We start from the raw sequence: 20,282 nt of genomic DNA, 5'->3' as shown, positions 1-20,282 counted from the left end.
ATGAAAAACTGTATCATAGCAAGTACATCCACACTTCACGGCGGAGATTATTTAGAATATATTTTACCCGAATTGCAATTGCATTTTCAAAACTGTAAAACAATACTATTTATTCCATATGCACGACCAAGCGGCATAACCCATGACGAGTACACCTCTAAAGTCGCACAGGCATTCGGTAAAATAAATATAGTAGTGAAAGGAATTCATGAATTTGAAAACCCACAAGAAGCTATTCATAATGCAGAAGGAATTTTTACTGGTGGAGGTAATACCTTTTTACTGGTTACTCAATTGTACAAAAATGACCTTATGAATATTCTTGCAGATACCGTAAAGGCCGGTACACCTTATTTAGGAACAAGCGCCGGAAGCAACATTTGCGGATTGACCATGCAAACTACAAATGATATGCCAATTATTTATCCACCGAGTTTTCAAACTTTAGGGTTAATCCCATTCAATTTAAATCCACATTATTTAGACCCGGACCATCAATCCCAACACATGGGGGAAACAAGAGAAACGAGAATAAAAGAGTTTCATGCGTTTAATACTTTACCCGTTTTAGGATTACGCGAAGGAAGCTGGCTAGAGGTTAAAGGAGACAAAATCACTTTAAAAGGAAATTTACAAGCTCGCCTTTTTAGGCAAAACCTATTACCCGAAGAACTAGAAACAGGAAGTGATTTGAGTTTTTTAAATTAAAGCATTCAAACTCAAATTAAAAAAATAGACCATTAAGATATCAAGTTATTTAATATCTTAATGGTACATAAAAAAATAATTTTTTGAGTAAAAAAAAAACCTCAAATTTTCATTTGAGGTTTTTGGAGCGAAAGACGAGGCTCGAACTCGCGACAACCAGCTTGGAAGGCTGGAGCTCTACCAACTGAGCTACTTTCGCATTAATCATTAAAAATTCCCTTTACAATCAAATAAAATTTGATTTTAGAGCGAAAGACGAGGCTCGAACTCGCGACAACCAGCTTGGAAGGCTGGAGCTCTACCAACTGAGCTACTTTCGCATTATTGAGGTGCAAAGATAAACAATAAAAACAGTTATTTGCAAATTTTTTTTCAAAAATAAACGCAAGAATAACGAAGTATTTTTCAACCATTTTAAAACTAAAAAGTTATGTATTAATTTTTTTTTAATTACCATACAAAATATTCAAAAAACAACCTCTTTAGAAACATTTACTAAAAGGTAAGCTATCATTTGAAAAGTAAAACCAATACTATTATTTCATTTTAAAGAATACAATAGATCCACTAAAATCATATTGACTGTTTCTAAAAAGCATAAATTAACAAGAAATATTTCAGTATACTAAAATAATAATAGCATCTTTGTACTCTAAAAATAATTAAAAATCAGAGAATGGTAGTTTTAGATATAAATAAAACAAGAAAAGCTACTATTGTATTGTGAAAACACCATACAAAACCTCAACTGCTCTTGTTTAATTCACAAATAGCTTTTATATGCTTTTGAAAAAATTAAACACCTTATATAGTTACGACTGTTTTACTTTAAAATTTGTAAGTCAACATTGATTAATTATAAAAACTGAATTAATGAATAAACTTTCCTTCCTTATTATATTTATGGCTTTTGTAAGCTGCAAAAAAGACTCTATCATAAATATTGACTCATTAACAGACTCAAAAAAAAATGATAAAGATGGATCGATCCTTGCTATTGACACACTTTTATATGCTCCTTTTAAAAGCAAAATACTAAATGAATTCTATAATTCCAAAGACAACGAGACGGTTTGGCAATCTGAAAACAACAGAAAAATAATTATTAAAACCATCAAAAACTGTGAGACGGAAGGTTTAAATCCAGACGATTATAACATCACTAAGCTATCCGAACTGGAAAAAAAATTCTCTGATCTAGATGAATCAGAACAAATAAATTATGACTTATTACTAACTTATAATTTTCAAAAATATTTAACCCACTTACATAATGGCAAACTCAATCCTAGAAAAATTTACAACAACTGGGATTTACATATTAATGAATTGGACATTAAAACTATTTTAAACAATGCCATAGAAAAAGATTCTTTAATTCATGAAATTGAAAAATGCCAACCAAAAGCTTTAACATATCAAAAGCTGATAAAAGCCCTACAAATTATCAATAAATTTCCTGACGAACAAACTCCATTAATAGTTACAGAAGATAAAATTTATCATAACAAAAAAAACATAGCAGTAATCAACATCAAAAAAAAATTAAGGTATTGGAAAGATTTAAAAGCCAAAGACAGCATCACTTCAACTTATGATGATGATACTTTTGAGGCTGTAAAAAAATTTCAAACTAGACATGGTTTAATTTCAGATGGCATTATTGGAAAAAGCACTATAACTGCTCTTAATTTCACAAAAGAAGAAAGAAAAAACCAAATCATAGCCAATCTAGAACGCTGGAGATGGTTTTCTAAATCCTTTGCAGAAAACTACCTCTTGATTAATATCCCCAATTATAGTTTGAACGTAATAGAAAAGCAAAAAATCACTATGAATAAACGTATAGTTGTTGGAAAAATTAATCGAAAAACTCCAATCCTTACCTCTATTTTACAGACCGTAGTTTTCAACCCAACTTGGACCGTACCACCAACTATCCTGAAAGAAGATTTATTACCCGAAATGATTAAAAACAGAAACACCTTGAAAAACAAAGGCATTGGTATTTATGACTCAAAAAACAAGGAGATAGACCCTTTAGATTGGAATGAAAAAAGACCAAGAGGCTATCGCTATATTCAAAAACCAGGGTATTACAATTCGCTAGGAGTCGTTAAGATTAATTTTCCAAATAAACACAGCGTCTATTTACACGATACGAATCACCGTAATTTGTTTGAAAGAAACAATCGTTCCTTGAGTTCAGGATGTGTTCGAATAGAAAAACCATTGGAATTGGCTCAATTATTATTAGACAATCCAGTACAGTATTCTAAAGAAAAAATAGATTCTATTGTTGCAACAAGAGAAACATTATTTATAGGAATAAAAAAACGCTATGCCATATACCAATGGTACTGGACAGCGTGGAGTGAAAATGACGAATTAATTTTTAGAGATGATATCTACAAACTTGATGCCGATTTATACAAACAATTACGAAACTAATTTCATTCTATTTGTTTTATTCAATGATGGATGATAAATAAATAAGCAAGCTCCACCTTTAATCATATCAATAACATCTGAAGCAACATCTACAGGAACTGCGGGACAACCTTGACTTCTTCCTAATCGATTGTGTGCTCTTATGAAGGCTTCAGAAACATAATCAGCGCCATGTATTACAACAGCTCTTTTGCGTGCTTGATCATTTAACCCTTTCTCCAAACCATCAAGTTTTAGAGAAACTCCATGTTTTCCTTTATAAACTTCTCCTGTTGCATAAAACCCTAAGCTACTTTTGAAAGATTCTGGAGTATTTGAAAAATTATTGGCAAATTCATCACCTGTATTTCTCCCATGTGCCACTAGAGATTGAAACAACACTTCATTGTTTACTAAATCAATAATCCAAAGACGTTTTGCGTTTGAGGACAAACTAAAATCTACTACTGCAAGAATGTCTTTTTTAACCAAACCTTTTTCTTTTAAAGCATAAAATCCTTTTAAGGCTTCTGCAAAACATTCTGATTTAGGTAATTCAAAACGATTCCCTTTTAGAGATTTATAAACCTCTATAATTTTGGTATCTAAACTTGAAGTCAAATTAGAAGCTACTTTTCTATTTGTAGCTGTTTTTAATGTATTAGTACCATTATCCTTAAATGAATATGAAAAAAACATATAAATTGAAGCAAATAAAACTTTGTAAACCATTGTATATCTATTCGTTAACCAACTTTTGGGGATTACAAATATACAAACAATTACTACTCATCAAAATAAATTTGCATTTAATCGGTAATATTTAACTTTTTATCGATATTTCTTTTTTATAAAAAAAATTCAAAAACACAATTTTTTAAAAATTTATATTACTTTTGTTACAAATCACTAGTTTTTTATGACCAAATTTCTAAATATTTTAGTTTTTTCTATATTCCTTAGTAACTCCTTGCTTTATGGTCAAAAAAAGACTCTTAATACGAAGTCTATTACATCCAAGATTTTTGTAGATGGAAAGGTATCTGAAGAAGAATGGAATACGGCCGAAACAGCTTCAAATTTTGTTATGTATCAACCAGATAACGGAAAACCAATTAGTGAAAATAAAAAAACAGAGGTAAAAATTCTTTATGACAACGACGCAGTATATATCGCTGCCATTATGCATGATGAAAACCCCAGTAAAATAAAAAAAGAAATTACAAACAGAGATAGTTTTGGTGTAACCGATTATTTTTCGGTATTCATTAATGGCTTTAATGACGGCCAACAAGATTTTAGATTTTATGTTACTGCTGCGGGAGTTCAAATAGACTGTATTACGACTGAAAGTTACAATGATTATTCTTGGGATGCTATTTGGGACAGCAAAACAACCATTACTGAACAAGGATGGGTTGTCGAAATGAAAATTCCATATGCAGCTATCCGTTTCCCAAATACAAACAAACAAACTTGGGGTGTCAATTTTCTTAGAAACATAGAACGTGATGTACAAATTTATTCATGGAACCGTATCGACACTAAAATTGGCGCCGAACTTACACAAAATGGAATTTTAGAAGGCATAGAAAACATTAAAACCCCTACCCGATTATTCTTTATTCCTTATGCTTCTTTTTACAATCAAAAAGATGACAACCAATCAGACAGTACTTTTAAGGGAGGGCTAGACATCAAGTACGGAATTAATGATGCTTTTACACTAGATGCAATATTAGTCCCTGATTTTGGTCAAACTAAATTCGATAACATTGTCTTAAATCTCGAACCATTTGAACAACAATTGAACGAAAACAGGCCATTCTTTACTGAAGGAACTGAATTATTTTCAAAAGGTAATCTCTTTTATTCCAGAAGAATCGGAGGGGAACCTACTGGATATCCAGATCTATCTAAAAATGAAGTAGTCACTAAATACCCCGGAACTGTTGATTTACTGAATGCCATAAAAATATCAGGCCGAACCAAAAACGGATTGGGAGTTGGTTTTTTAAACGCCATAACCGAAAAAACCTTTGCTACAATAAGAGACACAGTTACTCAAAACATTCGAAAAGAAGTTATTGAACCATTAGCCAATTACAATGTAGTAGTTTTAGATCAACGATTCAATAAAAATTCATCTGTTACTTTTATAAATACCAATACTACTCGAAATGGAGATTTTAGAGATGCTAACGTTGCTGGTCTTTTATTTGATTTAAACACTAAAAAAAACAGTTATAACTTAAATGGTGATTTCAAATACAGCACTATAAACACTACTGAAGATTATAACGGGTTTAAAACTTCCTTAGGTTTCAAAAAAACAAGTGGAAAAATTCGATATGAATTCTCAGGAAAATACATTTCCGAAGACTATGATGTCAATGACTTAGGAATCATATTTTACACCAATTACCATGCAGCATACGCCAATGCGAGCTATAGAATCCTAAATCCTACCTCGATTTTCAATACTTTTAAAATTATTGAAGAAGCCAATCTGGAAATTCAAAATACAACTGGAAAAATTCAGGAAAATTTCTTAAAAACAACAATAGGAGCCAAATCAAAAAACAACACCTATTATGAATTTTCCGTTTTATACGCTCCAAAAGAAACTTTTGATTTTTATCAACCATTGGCTAGCGGAAGATATGTTTATATTCCAAAAAGATTGACTTCGTATTTTGGATTTGAATTAAACAGAAATCACCCTTTAACAGTAGACGCAACAGTTTCGACAGCGCAATATGATGAAGAAAACAGACAAACTTATGGTATTTATATCAATCCAAAATACAGATTCAACAATCAATTCTCACTAGAATATGCTTTTGATTATTTAACCAAAAGAAATGATAGAGGCAGAGTAGGAAGTGACACTAATGGCATCGTATTTGCCGAAAGAAATCGAGAAACACTACAAAATACCCTTACAGGAAAATTTGCTTTAACCAATAGAATGGCACTTAATCTTGATGTCCGTTATTATTGGTCTTATGCTGAAAACCATGAGTTTTTCACGCTTCAAGATAACGGTTATCTTACCCAAAATCCCTCTTATAACCTTAATAAAAATAGAAATTACAATTCTTGGAACTTGGATTTATCCTATTCTTGGTGGTTTGCCCCTGGAAGTCAAATGTATATTTTATGCCGCAACTATGGTTTAGAAGACACTCGTCAAGTAGAAAAAGACCTCTCCTCCAATTTAAAAAATATTTTCAACAGTAATTTGACAAACATTATCTCTGTAAGTATTCGCTACTATATTGATTACAATGTGGTAAAAAATAAATTTTAATCTTTTTCTCATAAACTGTAACATTGCAACAATTCGATAGTCTATTGATTGAAACAATTTTTAATTCTCGTATTTCGAAACTGAAATAGGAGATTTAAAAACTTTGATTACACAAACTATCGTTTTTATGAAAAATAAGTATTTCGTTTTTTTTCTTTTGTTTTTTGCTTTAGGATACGGACAAAAAAAATCATTACAAACAAAATTTATTTCCGAAAAAATCACTTTGGACGGAAAGTTAGATGAAGCCATTTGGCAATCTGTCCCAATTGCTACAGACTTTGTTATGTTTCAACCTGATAATGGAAAAAAAGTAGACGAAAATAAAAGAACAGAAGTTCGTGTACTCTATGATAACGAGGCCATATATATTGGCGCATTACTCTATGACAATGAACCCAACAAAATATTAAAGGAAATTAGCAAAAGAGACGATTTTGGAACCGCCGATTTTTTTGGTGTATTCGTGAATGGCTATAATGATGGTCAGCAAAATTTTCAGTTTTTTGTAAATGCAGCAGACGGTCAAGCAGATTGTTTAGCAACCGATTCTAATGGTGAAGACTATTCATGGGATGCTGTTTGGGATAGCAAAACAGTTCTAACTGATTTTGGTTGGATAGTCGAAATGAAAATCCCTTATGCTGCTTTACGTTTTTCTAGTGAGACCAAACAAACTTGGGGTGTCAACTTTTTTAGAGAAATAAGAAGAGATCGTGCTAAGTATTCTTGGAATTTCATAGACTCAAAAATTGGAACATTCACCCAACAAAACGGAATTGTTGAAGGTATTGAAAATATTAAAACTCCTACTCGACTTTTCTTTTTACCCTATGCTTCCTTTTACACCTATGCCAATGCTGACCGAAAAACTTATGGAGAATTAAAAGGAGGTTTAGATATTAAATATGGTATAAATGATGCCTTCACACTTGACGCTATGCTGATCCCAGATTTTGGCCAGACCAAATACGATGATCGAATATTAAATTTAAGTCCATTCGAACAGCAATTCAACGAGAACAGAGCCTTTTTTACCGAAGGGACGGATCTATTTAGCAAAGGAAATCTATTTTATTCCAGAAGAATTGGAGGTCCGCCTTCCTTACATCCAAAGAAAGAAAAAAATGAAGAACTAATTGATAATCCTGCAAGTGTAGACCTCTATAATGCTACTAAAATTTCAGGGAGAACAAAAGGCGGTTTAGGAATTGGCTTTCTCAACGCTATTACCCAAAAAACGTACGCTACTATCAAAAACAATGACACTCAAGAAATAAAGCGTGTTTTAGTAGAACCTTTAACCAATTACAATGTATTGGTTTTTGATCAACGTTTTCACAAAAACTCATCGATGACTTTAATAAACACTAATGTAACTAGAAATGGTTCTTTTAGAGACGGTAATGTTTCTGCTTTGGTTTGGGATTTAAACACTGTAAAAAACACCTATAATCTAAACGGAAATTTTGAATACAGTCTTGTAAACATTATAGAAAGCAAAAAAGACGGAATCAATACCACTTTGAATTTTGCAGAAACGAGTGGCAAATACCGCTATAATGTAGGAACCAATTTGGTCTCTAAAGATTTTGACAGTAATGACTTAGGAATTAATTTTGAGACCAATTATTATGCTTTTTACGGAAACACCAGTTATCGTATTCTAAATCCAACAAAAACATTTAACACCTTCAATTCTCATATTAACGTTTACACTCAATTCCAGAAAGAAACTGGTAAAGTACAAGCCGATGAAATCAATCTAAACATAAATTCCTCTACAAAAAAGAATCATTATATTGGATTTGGAATGAATTATCGTCCAGTAGAAACTTATAACTATTATGAACCAAGATCGAATGGTCGATTCAACATTGATCCCACACGTTTGGGAGGTTGGCTTTCGATTTCAACAAATTACAATAACAAATTCGCATTTGACATAAACCCTTCCATTGCAATATTAAATGAATCCAAAAGAATGTCATATGGATTTTATTTAAGTCCAAGATACCGTTTCAATGACCATCTATCGTTAAACTATGAATTCAACTTTTTCCGTCAAAACAACAACAAAGGTTATGTTGATAGTAGTGATAATAATGATGCTCTGCCTGCCGAAACTATACTTTATGCTAATCGAAATGCAATCAATTACACCAATAGTCTAAACGGAAAATACTCTTTAAACAGCAAAATGAATTTTGATTTATCTGCCAGATACTATTGGTCGTATACTGAAAATAAAAACTTTCTAAAATTAGAAAACAATGGTAGACTGAGCGATTATAATGGTTATACAGAAAATAAAAACCAAAATCTGAATACTTGGAATCTTGATGTTTCATACAATTGGTGGTTTGCTCCAGGCAGTCAATTGACGCTTTTATACAGAAGCAATGCCGCAAAATATGATAATTTGATCAATAAAGATTTTGGAAACAACTATACTAGCCTACTCAACAATAAAGATTTAAGTCATGTATTATCCATTAGTGTAAAATATTTTATAGACTATAATCAAGTGAAGAATATATTATAAAATCAATTACTAAAGACAAATACGATTCTTTAAAGAGATATCCTTTTAAACGACAAAAATATCTTCAAAAAACCCTGTTATTCCTACATGGTTTTCGAAGATTTTTTTTTGCATTTAATAAAGAAAAAAAGACTTTTTTCAACACATTTTTAAGTATTTGTTGCACTTCTCTTTTTTATGTATAATAGTAGTTTTGACTTCTTTATATTTTTTGCGAAAGCCTTATCTTTACAAAAAATTTAATGCTATGAACAAAAAAGTAATTTTAATGATTTTAGACGGTTGGGGAAAATCTCCTGACCCGAAAGTTTCTGCAATTGATAATGCAAATGTTCCGTTTATAAATAGTCTCTATACAAAATACCCAAGCGCACAACTTAGGACTGATGGTTTACATGTTGGTCTTCCGGAAGGGCAAATGGGAAACAGCGAAGTAGGACATATGAACCTTGGAGCTGGAAGAATTGTTTACCAAGATTTGGCCAAAATCAATCTTGCCGTAGAGCACAAAACTTTGGTAAAAGAACAAGTTTTACTTGATGCTTTCGAATACGCCAAAAGCAATAACAAAAAAATACACTTTTTAGGTTTACTTTCTGATGGTGGTGTACACTCTCATACTTCACACTTGAGAGGTTTAATAGATGCTACACAAGATTATGGATTAGACAATGTGTTTGTACATGCTTTTACAGACGGTCGTGATGTAGATCCAAAATCGGGAAAAAAATATGTAAAAGATTTAGAAGAATATATTGCGAACACAACTGTAAAATTAGCTTCAATTACTGGCCGTTATTATGCAATGGACAGAGATAAACGTTGGGAAAGAGTAAAACTTGCCTATGATGCTGTAGTTAATGGAACTGGAACTCATTCAACAGATGCTGTAGCCAGTATAAAAGAAAGTTACAAGAATGATGTCACTGACGAATTTATTCACCCAATTATTATGGTGGATGAAAAAGACCAACCTCTTGCAACTATTAAAGAAGATGACGTGGTTATTTTCTTTAACTTTAGAACCGACAGAGGACGTGAATTGACCGAAGCGCTTTCGCAAAAAGATTTCCACGAGCAAAACATGCACAAATTGAAATTGTACTATGTAACGCTAACCAATTATGATGAAACTTATGAAAATGTAAAAGTGGTCTATAACAAAGACAACATCACAGAAACATTGGGTGAAGTTTTAGAAAAAGCCAACAAAAAACAAATTCGTATCGCCGAAACCGAAAAATACCCTCACGTAACCTTTTTCTTTTCAGGGGGGCAAGAAACTCCTTTTGAAGGTGAAACCAGAATCTTGAGAAATTCTCCAAAAGTAGCAACTTACGATTTGCAACCAGAAATGAGCGCTTATGAATTGAAAGATGCTTTGGTTCCTGAATTAAACAAAGGAGAAGTTGATTTTGTTTGCTTGAATTTTGCAAATGGTGACATGGTAGGTCATACAGGAGTTATGAGTGCAGCCATAAAAGCTTGTGAAGCAGTAGATGCATGTGTGAAAGAAGTTGTTGAAGCGGCTCTTGCCAATGATTATACCACAATTATTATTGCAGACCATGGTAACTGTGAAACAATGATCAATCCTGACGGTACTCCAAATACAGCTCATACCACAAATCCAGTGCCAATCATACTTGTTGACAAAGACTTAAAAACCATTCATGATGGAGTTTTAGGTGATATTGCTCCAACTGTTCTTGCTTTGATGGGAATCGAGCAACCAGCTGCAATGACTTGTCATTCTTTACTATAATAAATAAAAAGCGCCAATTGGCGCTTTTTTTATGTTTAAACATTTCAAAAAGTGGGCGTAAATTAGTTTATGCTCACTTTTTTATTCCATTTTGTTGAGCAATTCAAAATATTCTCTTTCAACACTTTCTTGATGATTGGGATGTGCAATTCGTACCATTTCTGAAGCACGTTGTCTTAACGTTTTCCCATATAAATCTGCAATACCGTTTTCAGTAATAACATAATGAATATGCCCTCGAGTGGTTACCACTCCAGCACCCTGTTTCAAGAAAGGAACAATACGACTTTGACCATTTTTTGTGGTTGATGGCAAAGCAATTATCGCTTTTCCACCATCACTTAAGGAAGCTCCACGTATAAAATCCATTTGACCACCTACACCAGAATACATTCTTGGCCCAATAGAATCTGCACAAACTTGGCCGGTTAAATCGACCTCAATAGCCGAATTGATGGCAATCATTTTGGGGTTTTTTCGGATTCGAGCAGTATCATTCACCGTTGAAGATTCTCGTAACTCGATAAAAGGATTATCATCTACAAAGTCATACAAACGTTTGGATCCCAGAACAAAAGTCGACAATACTTTCCCTCTTAATGAGCCTTTATAATTGCAATTGATCACATTACTTTCAATTAAATCGATTACACCATCCGAAAACATTTCGGTATGTAAACCTAAATCTTTATGATTACCCAATTTGCTTAAAGCGGCATTTGGAATCGATCCAATACCCATTTGTAGCGTACTTCGATCTTCAATCAAAGAGGCAATATAATTCCCTATTTTATCCTCTTCGGTCGTAAAAGGCTCTACTTCATGAGAATAAATAGGCACATCTACATTTACCAAATAATTTATTTCAGAAACATGAAGAATTCCATCTCCAAAAGTCCTTGGCATTTGAGGATTTACCTGTGCAATAACAATTTTTGCGTTTTCAATCGCAGCTACCGAAGCTTCAACAGAAACCCCAAGTGAACAATATCCATGACTATCTGGAGGAGATACATGAATAAAAGCAACATCCAATGGCAATACATTTTTTCGAAACAAACGAGGTAACTCACTCAAAAAAACAGGTGTATAAGAACCATTTCCTGCTTTTAAAGTATGACGAACATTTGAACCAATAAAAAAAGAATTCACATGAAAACTATCCGCTAATTCTGGATTAGCATAGCGTGCTTCACCTTCCGTATGCAGATGACAAATTTCAACATTTCGTAATTCTGAAGCTCTCTCGGTTAGGGCATTGGCAAGAATCGTTGGAGCAGCCCCGGCGGCTTGAAGGTAAACTCTATCTCCCGATTTCACAACTTTTACGGCTTCTTCAGCAGTTACATATTTTTCCATAAAAATGTTATATTTATAACAAAAGTAAAACAATTGGAGAAAATAAAATATGACAACGCTCATATTTCAAAAAACCCAAATAAAAGTTAATATTTCATAATTAAAAGTATTACTATTATATTTGCAATAAATTATTTCAACATGGATCAAATTCTTTCAAACATCAAAATCCAAATCAACGACAAACTGTATGTAAAGGACCCTGAAACTTCTATATTAGGCAAGAAAATCATTCAAGAAAGTATTATTTTAATTGATTGTATAGGCTTTGATGATTTTACCTTTAAAAAATTAGGAGAAAAAATAGGCTCAAACGAAAGTTCTATCTATCGTTATTTTGAAAACAAACACAAATTATTAGTATATTTATCTTCATGGTATTGGAGCTGGATGGAGTATCGATTAGTATTTGCCATATCAAATCATTCTGATTCATGGGAGAAATTAAAAAAAGCAATATCGATAGTCACTGAAAAAGTAGAAGATGATCAAAAAACATTACACATTAACGAATCGATATTAAACAAAATCATAATTGCAGAGTTCACTAAAACTTTTCACACCAAAGAAGTAGATCAGGAAATCAAAGAAGGCTTTTATACCATTTACATCAGAGTCATCAATAGATTAACCACTTTTATAAATGAAGTAAAACCAGAATATTTATATGCAAAAAGTTTAGCTTCCAGCATTGTTGAAGGAGCTTTACATCAACACTATCTAAAAGATCACATGCAATCTATTACGGATTGCAATCAAAATACAAGCCCAACCCTTTTTTATTTCGATTTAATCGAAAAAATACTTAAAAAATAAAAAATATGACTTCATTAAAAAGACTGTTTAGACTTTTGGAATTAGACAAAAAAGACGTTTCGCAAATCTTTTTCTATGCTATTTTTGCTGGTATAGTGAGTTTATCCCTTCCTTTGGGCATTCAAGCGATTGTCAACTTTATTCAATCTGGTCGAGTAAGCGCATCTTGGATTGTTTTGGTTATTTTAGTTGTGATAGGAGTTGCCCTTGTCGGGATATTATCATTAATGCAGTTGCGTATTACCGAAAATTTGCAACAAAAAATGTTTGTGCGTTCGTCTTTCGAATTTGCTTCCAGATTGCCAAAAATAGAATTTAGAGAACTTTATGGCCAATATCCTCCCGAATTAGCCAACCGCTTTTTTGACACATTAACGATACAAAAAGGAACTTCAAAACTATTAGTAGATTTTTCGGCTGCTATATTACAAATCGTTTTTGGTGTAGTATTATTGTCTTTATACCATCCCTTCTTTATTGTATTCGGACTCTTATTATTGGTGCTTTTATTTATTATTTTTAAATTTTCATATAGTGAAGGAATTAAAACCAGCCTGAAAACCTCTAAAAACAAATACAAAACAGCAGGTTGGATTCAAGAAATTGCACGAAATAATTTCAGTTTTAGAAACGAACTGAACTATGATTTTGCTTTAGAAAAAAACAACGGAATTATAAAAGATTATTTATACTGTCGTGAAAATCATTTTAATGTCATCAAGAGACAGTTTAGTCATCTTATCATTTTTAAAATAATTATCACAGCCAGTTTATTGATTATAGGAGGTTATCTTGTATTGAGCCAGGAAATGAATATTGGACAATTTGTTGCGGCAGAAATCATTATTTTATTGGTAATAAATTCAGTTGAAAAAATAATTCTTGGTTTAGAAACCTTTTATGATGTATTGACAGCAGTAGAAAAAATTGGACAAGTCACCGATATGGAATTAGAAGAAGATATTACTGTTGAAAACAAAAGTTGCTATACCAATATCAGTCTTGAAACCGAAAATATGAATTTTCAATTTCCAGGAACTAACTTTGGAATATTAAATTCTATCAACTTAAAAATAGATACAGGAGAAAAAATTATAATCGATGGAGAAAATGGTTCTGGTAAAACAACCTTAATTAGAGTTCTGTCAGGCCTTTTGCACCCAACTTCTGGAAACTTTTATATAAATGATGACACTTTTAGAAAAATAGACATCAAACAATACCGTTCTAGAATTGGTAGTATTATACAAGGAGAAACCCCTTTTGAAGGAACAATTCTAGAAAACATAACTTTTAATGACAAAACCATCAAAACGGAAGATTTAAAATGGGCATTAGACGCTGTACAACTTACTGGGTTTATAAAAACATTACCTGAAGGACTCGACACTCAAATTTTCCCAGAAGGTAAAGAGCTCTCCTCATCCAATGCTCAAAAAATATTATTAGCAAGAAGTATAATTCACAAACCAAATATTTTATTTTATGAAGAACCAACTGATAAAATGGATGTGAAAGTTGCCAATGAAATCATTGACTTTATAACTTCTGAAAAAAACAAATGGACAGTAATCGTATCCTCTCAAAATCCTCATTGGCTTACAAAATGTACTCGAGAAATTACCATGCAAAAAGGAACAATTCTATCAGACATTAAAAAATAAGAATATGTTAAATATATCCAACAAAAACACAATAAATAATAAGGCTCTAGAAAAGTATTCCACAGTGAAGAATTTGAGCAACAGACCTCATTATAAAATTTTGAACAGAATAATTCTTACCGTTTCAATTTTAGGAATTATTGCACTTTTCTTGCCTTGGACTCAAAACATTTCGGGATCTGGTGCGGTAACAACATTAAAACCAAATCAAAGACCCCAATCGATTCAATCTGTTATTTCGGGTCGAATAGAAAAATGGTATGTTCAAGAGGGGAATTATGTGAAAAAAGGCGATACCATTCTGTTTATTTCAGAAATAAAAGAAGATTATATGGATCCGAATTTGGTTAAAAACACAAAAAACCAAGTAGATGCAAAAAAACAGTCTTTGGAATCTTATGGTTCAAAAGTAGCAACACTTTCAAAACAAATGCAAGCCATAGAAAGAGAAAAAGGCTTAAAACTCAAACAAGCTGAGAACAAAATAAAACAAGCGCGTTTGAAAATAAAAAGCGACAGTATGGATCTTGAAGCGGTAAAAACACAATTAAAAATTGCCAATACCCAATTCAATCGTTCCCTACAATTAAACAAAGAAGGATTAAAAGCGTTGTCTGATGTTGAAGAAAAACGTTTAAAATTGCAGGAAGTCGAAGCTAAAATCATCACACAAGAGAATAAATTTTATACCAGTAAAAATGAATTCATCAATACCGAAGTAGAAATCAACCGAATATCAGCAGAGTATTCTGAGAAAACATCCAAAGCACAAAGTGATCAATACACAGCGATGAGTAATCAATACGATACCGAAGCGCAAGTAAGCAAATTAGAGAATCAATACGCCAATTACAGCATTCGAAATGGCATGTATTATATCAAAGCACCACAAAGTGGTTACATTAATAGAACTTTGCAATCTGGAATTGGAGAAAACATTAAAGAAGGAACTCCAATTGCTACAATTATGCCCGCAAAATATGACATTGCTGTAGAATCTTTTGTAGACCCAATTGATTTGCCTTTAATTAGAAGAGGTGAAAAAGTAAGGGTTTGGTTTGATGGTTGGCCAACAATTGTATTTTCTGGATGGCCGGATATGTCTTATGGAACTTTTGGTGGTGAAGTCGTAGCTATAGAAAACTTTATCAGTGACAATGGAAAATTCAGAATCCTAATTGCTCCAGACAAAAACGAGGCTCCATGGCCTAAACAATTAAGCATAGGATCTGGCGCACAAACAATTGCATTACTAAACAATGTACCTGTTTGGTTTGAATTTTGGAGAACACTTAACGGTTTTCCTCCTAATTATTACAAAGGAAAAGAGAAACCTTCAAAAGAAAAAAAATAACGAAACAAGTATGTACTATTTCGCACAAAGAAATGGTTATTTACTAGTTCTATCTGACTATTAAAAATTAATAAAAACAGTTCTACACTAAATCGTATGGGTTTTAAAAATTAAAAATTTAATTTTTCTTTGCACCATTAAGCTATTAAGGTTCATTAAGTCCTAGAAAACTTAATTTTTCTTAATTTCTTAATGGTAAAAATTTTTCTTTATTCTTTTCTTACCCACACAATTCTTGGTAGAATCATAAAAACTAAGAGATGAAACACCTTCTTTTACTACTAACATTATTAGGAACAACTATTTATAGTCAGACCAGTACCGAATCTACATTACCTCCAAATCTCAAAGAAATGAGTTATAATGAGTATTTGGGTTTTGTAAAAAAATACCATCCATTGGTAAAAAATGCCAACTTAGAAATCAGCAAAGCGCAAGCTAACCTGATGATGGCACGTGGTGGATTTGATCCAAAATTGGAATTGAATTATAATAAAAAACAGTTTCAAGGCACTGAATATTATTCGATACTAAACAGCAGTTTCAAAATCCCAACTTGGTACGGAATAGACATAAAAGCAGGATTTGATGAAAACGAAGGCTATTATCTTGACCCGCAAAACAAAACTCCTAGCAACGGATTGACTTCGCTCGGAATTAGTGTTCCTCTTGGACAAGGATTACTGATTAATCAAAGGATGGCCGATTTGCAAAAAGCTAAAATTCAAGTCAAATTAAGCCAAGCAGAGCAAAAACTAGGAGCCATTGCCGTTTTGTACGATGCTTCGGTAGCGTATTTCAATTGGAAGAAAAATTACGAAGAATATTTGCTTTATGATAATTACAGCACCAATGCCCAAAAACGCTATGAAGGAATTGAATCTTTAATCAAACAAGGAGACAAACCAGCTATTGACAGTGTTGAAGCAGGAATTGTTGTAAAAAACAGACTGTTGGCGCTCGAAGATTCAAAATTAAAATTAACAAAAGCAAAACTAGAATTGTCAAACTTTCTATGGTTAGAAAACAACATCCCACTAGAATTGGCAGATATTATTATTCCTGAAAAAAAGCTGGACCAAACTATTCAGGAAACACTTAATATAAGTGATTTGGTCAATCAGGAATTTTCGTTGATAAACCATCCGAAAATCGAAGCACTACAGAGCAAAATTGATTTATTGACGGTAGAGAAAAAAATGAAAGCCAACATGCTTTTGCCTAAAATTGATCTAGGATATTCCTATTTGGCGCAGCCCAATCCAACTAAACCCAATAGTACTGATAATTACAAAGTAGGTGTCGATTTTTATTTTCCTTTGTTTCTTCGAAAAGAAAGAGGCGGTTTGAAACTAGCACAATACAAAATACAAGAAACTGAATTTACGAGAGATTTAGAAAAAGTACAATTAACAAACAAAATAAGTGCACAAAAAACAGAAATTCAGTCACTGACAAAACAGCAAAAATTAATTAGCAAACTGGTAACTGATTATGAAACTATGTTAACATCCGAAGAGCGATTATTTACACTAGGAGAAAGTTCTCTCTTCCTTATTAACTCGAGAGAAAATAGTTTAGTGAGCGCTCAACTTTCTCAAATTGCATTAGAAAATAGATTTTATACGTCCAACTCAGAATTGTATAAAATCATGGCCAATCCGAATTGATTTACTTAAAAATTCAATTTCGCCATTATTAAATCCTGCAAGGTTTTTTTAACCTTGTAGGTTTACAAATCAAATACAATACCTACAAGGTTAAAAAAAACTTGCACGAAAACCAATTCGGAATCACAATACAAAATTATGCAACACAAGTTCAACAGCATAAATCAAAAGCCCCACCAAACCGCCTACAAGTGTTCCGTTGATTCGAATGTATTGCAAATCACCACCAATTTCTAGCTCTAATTTTTTGGAAACCTCATCGGTATCCCAACTTTTAACGGTAGAAGAAATCAATTCACCAATCATCTTTTTATTATTGATAAGCACGGACAGCACATCATTTTTGATAAAATTATTAATCTTGTCCATCATCAATTGATCGGCTTGTATTCCTTTTCCAAAACTCTGAATCATATTGGCAATACTATTTTTGATTGTTGACTCCTCGTTTTGTTTTAAATCATTAGTAATTGCCATTTTAATTTCCAACCAAATTCCGCTAATATAATCCTGCACTTCCTTTTTATTAGCAAAGCCAAGAACCAAATCATTAACCTTTTGTTGCATTTCGGGTGATTCTTTCAACTCGATTATGAAATTCACCACATAGTTGTTTACTTTTTTTCGAATAATACTGTCTTGATGACTAGCCTGATCCAGAAAATTATAGAGTCCATTAAAAATTCCTTCTGTTATTTTTTTATCGGCTAAGCCAAAAGAAAGAAAAGGAGTCGAGCTTTTTACTTTTTCTTCAATCACATGTTTGTTGTTTTGCAATTCAACAATTAGTGTTTTCAAAACATTGGTCACCAATTCTTCTTGTTTATCGCTTTTGGCTAATGATTCTAAACCAAGAGCAATCCATTCTGCGAAATTTACTTTACTTAATTTACCACTAAACTGCGTTTGTATAAAACGTTGCACTTCTTCATCATCAATTGTTTTTAAAAGACCGGGAATTACATTTTCAGCAATTAAATTCGCTACAGTATTAGCGTTTTTTTTATCTATCAACCAATCCGAAGCTTTTACAGCTACATTAAATTGATCGATTTTAAGTTCCAATTTTTCTCTGGTCAAAAACTCATCTGAAACAAAATTCCCCAGATTCTCTCCAATTTTATCTTTATTACTCGGAATCAAAGCGGTATGCGGTATCGGGATTCCAAGCGGATGCCTGAACAAAGCCACGACGGCGAACCAATCCGCAATTCCACCCACCATTGCAGCTTCACTGAAAGCTTTCAACCAATTTATCTTATAGACATTGGCTACAAAAAAAAGAACAACAGCAAATCCCAAAAGAATACCTGCATTTCTCTTCATTTTAGCCAAATCCTGTTCTTTTTTACTGTCTTCTTCTTCTATGGATGCATTCATAATATAACGAATTGATTTCTTAGCTAATTTAAGCAACTAAACTTTGAAAATTAACCGCAAGGTACACAAAGAATACCGCAATCCCCATAGCTCAGTGTCATTAAGGTTAAGGGATTTCTAGCTAGGTTTTCTCTAAATCTAACCCTCGCAAAGACGTAAAGAAAAAGGGCCCACACTTTGCGTCTTTGCGTCTTCGCGAGAATAATAAGAGCTTAACTTAATCACATTGCCCATAGCCATCAGAACGCTAAGCTTTGCGGACATTGCGCCTCCTTTGCGAGCATTGCGGTTAAACTTAAAAATTAAAACAAACCCAATACAAAAAAAATAATTTTAAAAGTGTATTTTTGCAGACTGAAAATTCGAAAATATGATTATTCAAAAAACCCTTGAGGAAATAGAATTAATGCGCGAAAGTGCGTTGATCGTATCAAAAACATTAGGAATGATTGCTTCTGAAATAAAAGAAGGAGTTACCACATTATATCTAGACCAAAGAGCCGAAGAATTTATTCGTGATCATGGTGCTGTACCAAGTTTTCTTGGTCTTTATGGTTTTCCAAATTCATTGTGTATGAGTCCAAACTCTCAAGTGGTGCACGGAATTCCAAACAATACGCCATTAGAGAGTGGTGATGTGATTTCGGTAGATTGTGGTGCTTTCAAAAATGGTTACCACGGAGACCACGCCTACTCTTTTGAAATTGGAGAAGTGGCTGAAGAAACTAAAAAATTATTACGCATAACCAAAGAATCACTATACGTTGGAATCCGCGAATTGCGTGTGGGTAACCGTGTGGAGGATGTTGGTAATGCAATCCAAAAATATACGGAAGCACATGGTTATGGTGTTGTTCGAGAACTGGTAGGTCACGGTGTTGGTCAAAAAATGCACGAAGATCCAGAAATGCCAAACTACGGTAAAAAAGGCCGTGGAAAACTTTTGATTGAAGGAATGGTCGTTGCTATTGAGCCGATGATTAATATGGGAACCAAAAACATCAAACAGCACAAAGACGGTTGGACAATCACCACTGCAGACGGAAAACCATCTGCACATTTTGAACACGATGTGGCCATTATAGACGGGAAACCTGAGATTTTATCGACTTTTGCCTATATCTACAAAGAATTGGGAATCGTGAGCAATGAAGAAGATGAGTTTAGAAAAGTGCCTTTGGTTATTTAAAACACAGATTTCACAAATTTGCACAGATTAAAATAATATTGAAATAAAATCTTCTAACGCTTAAATAAATTATTGCAATTAATAAAAAC

At 32.7% G+C, this 20,282-nt stretch carries 13 protein-coding genes and 2 tRNA genes; 10 read left to right on the top strand and 5 right to left on the bottom strand.

The features are described 5' to 3' along the window. The gene (gene pepE / locus OZP06_RS10455) at positions 1-708 is read left to right on the top strand and encodes a dipeptidase PepE (RefSeq protein WP_269221797.1); all 708 of its coding nucleotides are present in this window, start codon (positions 1-3) and stop codon (positions 706-708) included. 123 nt (positions 709-831) lie between these two features. On the opposite strand, the gene OZP06_RS10450 is transcribed toward pepE, so the two are convergent. Further along, positions 832-907, bottom strand: a tRNA-Gly gene (locus OZP06_RS10450). Between the two features lie 48 nt (positions 908-955). Next, positions 956-1,028: transfer RNA gene (locus OZP06_RS10445), tRNA-Gly, on the bottom strand. 553 nt (positions 1,029-1,581) lie between these two features. Here OZP06_RS10445 and OZP06_RS10440 point away from each other — a divergent pair. Then, entirely contained in the window at positions 1,582-3,159 is a 1,578-nt protein-coding gene (locus OZP06_RS10440) for a L,D-transpeptidase family protein (protein WP_281323691.1), read from the top strand. On the opposite strand, the gene OZP06_RS10435 is transcribed toward OZP06_RS10440, so the two are convergent. Continuing rightward, positions 3,148-3,870, bottom strand: a complete 723-nt coding sequence (locus tag OZP06_RS10435) for a murein L,D-transpeptidase catalytic domain family protein (protein WP_269221796.1) — start codon at positions 3,868-3,870, stop codon at positions 3,148-3,150. The genes OZP06_RS10440 and OZP06_RS10435 overlap by 12 nt on opposite strands. A 187-nt stretch (positions 3,871-4,057) precedes the next feature. Here OZP06_RS10435 and OZP06_RS10430 point away from each other — a divergent pair, with 187 nt between their 5' ends. The 3 genes from OZP06_RS10430 to gpmI all read left to right on the top strand — a co-directional run bounded on the left by OZP06_RS10430 (position 4,058) and on the right by gpmI (position 10,761). Next, on the top strand, positions 4,058-6,451 hold the full coding sequence (locus tag OZP06_RS10430) for a DUF5916 domain-containing protein (protein ID WP_269221795.1): 2,394 nt from the start codon (positions 4,058-4,060) through the stop codon (positions 6,449-6,451). Positions 6,452-6,578: 127 nt separating this feature from the next. Then, complete coding sequence (locus OZP06_RS10425) at positions 6,579-8,996, top strand: DUF5916 domain-containing protein (protein ID WP_281323690.1); 2,418 nt, start codon at positions 6,579-6,581, stop codon at positions 8,994-8,996. Between the two features lie 247 nt (positions 8,997-9,243). Next, on the top strand, positions 9,244-10,761 hold the full coding sequence (gene gpmI, locus OZP06_RS10420) for a 2,3-bisphosphoglycerate-independent phosphoglycerate mutase (RefSeq protein WP_281323689.1): 1,518 nt from the start codon (positions 9,244-9,246) through the stop codon (positions 10,759-10,761). An 81-nt stretch (positions 10,762-10,842) separates the two neighbouring features. On the opposite strand, the gene OZP06_RS10415 is transcribed toward gpmI, so the two are convergent. Beyond that, the gene (locus OZP06_RS10415; protein WP_269221793.1) at positions 10,843-12,120 is read right to left on the bottom strand and encodes an acetyl-CoA hydrolase/transferase C-terminal domain-containing protein; all 1,278 of its coding nucleotides are present in this window, start codon (positions 12,118-12,120) and stop codon (positions 10,843-10,845) included. A 141-nt stretch (positions 12,121-12,261) separates the two neighbouring features. On the opposite strand from OZP06_RS10415, the gene OZP06_RS10410 reads away from it, so the two are divergent. The 4 genes from OZP06_RS10410 to OZP06_RS10395 all read left to right on the top strand — a co-directional run bounded on the left by OZP06_RS10410 (position 12,262) and on the right by OZP06_RS10395 (position 17,624). Continuing rightward, the gene (locus OZP06_RS10410; protein ID WP_281237948.1) at positions 12,262-12,936 is read left to right on the top strand and encodes a TetR/AcrR family transcriptional regulator; all 675 of its coding nucleotides are present in this window, start codon (positions 12,262-12,264) and stop codon (positions 12,934-12,936) included. Positions 12,937-12,941: 5 nt separating this feature from the next. Next, a complete protein-coding gene (locus OZP06_RS10405; protein WP_269221791.1) occupies positions 12,942-14,600 on the top strand; it encodes an ATP-binding cassette domain-containing protein in 1,659 nt (552 codons plus the stop codon). A 4-nt stretch (positions 14,601-14,604) separates the two neighbouring features. Continuing rightward, positions 14,605-15,954, top strand: a complete 1,350-nt coding sequence (locus tag OZP06_RS10400) for a biotin/lipoyl-binding protein (protein ID WP_281323688.1) — start codon at positions 14,605-14,607, stop codon at positions 15,952-15,954. Between the two features lie 260 nt (positions 15,955-16,214). After that, positions 16,215-17,624, top strand: coding sequence for a TolC family protein (locus OZP06_RS10395; RefSeq protein WP_281323687.1), 1,410 nt, complete (start codon positions 16,215-16,217; stop codon positions 17,622-17,624). 123 nt (positions 17,625-17,747) lie between these two features. On the opposite strand, the gene OZP06_RS10390 is transcribed toward OZP06_RS10395, so the two are convergent. Beyond that, positions 17,748-19,004: a DUF445 family protein gene (locus tag OZP06_RS10390; RefSeq protein ID WP_281323686.1), complete on the bottom strand. Its 1,257-nt coding sequence runs from the start codon at positions 19,002-19,004 to the stop codon at positions 17,748-17,750. Positions 19,005-19,374: 370 nt separating this feature from the next. Between OZP06_RS10390 and map the strand changes: the two genes are divergently transcribed. Then, on the top strand, positions 19,375-20,193 hold the full coding sequence (gene map, locus OZP06_RS10385; protein ID WP_269221785.1) for a type I methionyl aminopeptidase: 819 nt from the start codon (positions 19,375-19,377) through the stop codon (positions 20,191-20,193). Positions 20,194-20,282 lie beyond the last annotated feature (89 nt).

The organism is Flavobacterium sp. IMCC34518 (assembly GCF_027111095.2).
Lineage (GTDB): Bacteria > Bacteroidota > Bacteroidia > Flavobacteriales > Flavobacteriaceae > Flavobacterium > Flavobacterium praedii.
This window is presented reverse-complemented; position numbering and strand designations above follow the sequence as displayed.

What these genes read in the sequence shown, in the direction of transcription:
- OZP06_RS10400 (WP_281323688.1), top strand. Translation starts at nt 14,605, where the DNA reads ATGTTAAATATATCCAACAAAAACACAATAAATAATAAGGCTCTAGAA.
- pepE (WP_269221797.1), top strand. Translation starts at nt 1, where the DNA reads ATGAAAAACTGTATCATAGCAAGTACATCCACACTTCACGGCGGAGAT.
- OZP06_RS10430 (WP_269221795.1), top strand. Translation starts at nt 4,058, where the DNA reads ATGACCAAATTTCTAAATATTTTAGTTTTTTCTATATTCCTTAGTAAC.
- OZP06_RS10425 (WP_281323690.1), top strand. Translation starts at nt 6,579, where the DNA reads ATGAAAAATAAGTATTTCGTTTTTTTTCTTTTGTTTTTTGCTTTAGGA.
- OZP06_RS10410 (WP_281237948.1), top strand. Translation starts at nt 12,262, where the DNA reads ATGGATCAAATTCTTTCAAACATCAAAATCCAAATCAACGACAAACTG.
- OZP06_RS10390 (WP_281323686.1), bottom strand. Translation starts at nt 19,004, where the DNA reads ATGAATGCATCCATAGAAGAAGAAGACAGTAAAAAAGAACAGGATTTG.
- OZP06_RS10405 (WP_269221791.1), top strand. Translation starts at nt 12,942, where the DNA reads ATGACTTCATTAAAAAGACTGTTTAGACTTTTGGAATTAGACAAAAAA.
- gpmI (WP_281323689.1), top strand. Translation starts at nt 9,244, where the DNA reads ATGAACAAAAAAGTAATTTTAATGATTTTAGACGGTTGGGGAAAATCT.
- OZP06_RS10395 (WP_281323687.1), top strand. Translation starts at nt 16,215, where the DNA reads ATGAAACACCTTCTTTTACTACTAACATTATTAGGAACAACTATTTAT.
- OZP06_RS10435 (WP_269221796.1), bottom strand. Translation starts at nt 3,870, where the DNA reads ATGGTTTACAAAGTTTTATTTGCTTCAATTTATATGTTTTTTTCATAT.
- map (WP_269221785.1), top strand. Translation starts at nt 19,375, where the DNA reads ATGATTATTCAAAAAACCCTTGAGGAAATAGAATTAATGCGCGAAAGT.
- OZP06_RS10415 (WP_269221793.1), bottom strand. Translation starts at nt 12,120, where the DNA reads ATGGAAAAATATGTAACTGCTGAAGAAGCCGTAAAAGTTGTGAAATCG.
- OZP06_RS10440 (WP_281323691.1), top strand. Translation starts at nt 1,582, where the DNA reads ATGAATAAACTTTCCTTCCTTATTATATTTATGGCTTTTGTAAGCTGC.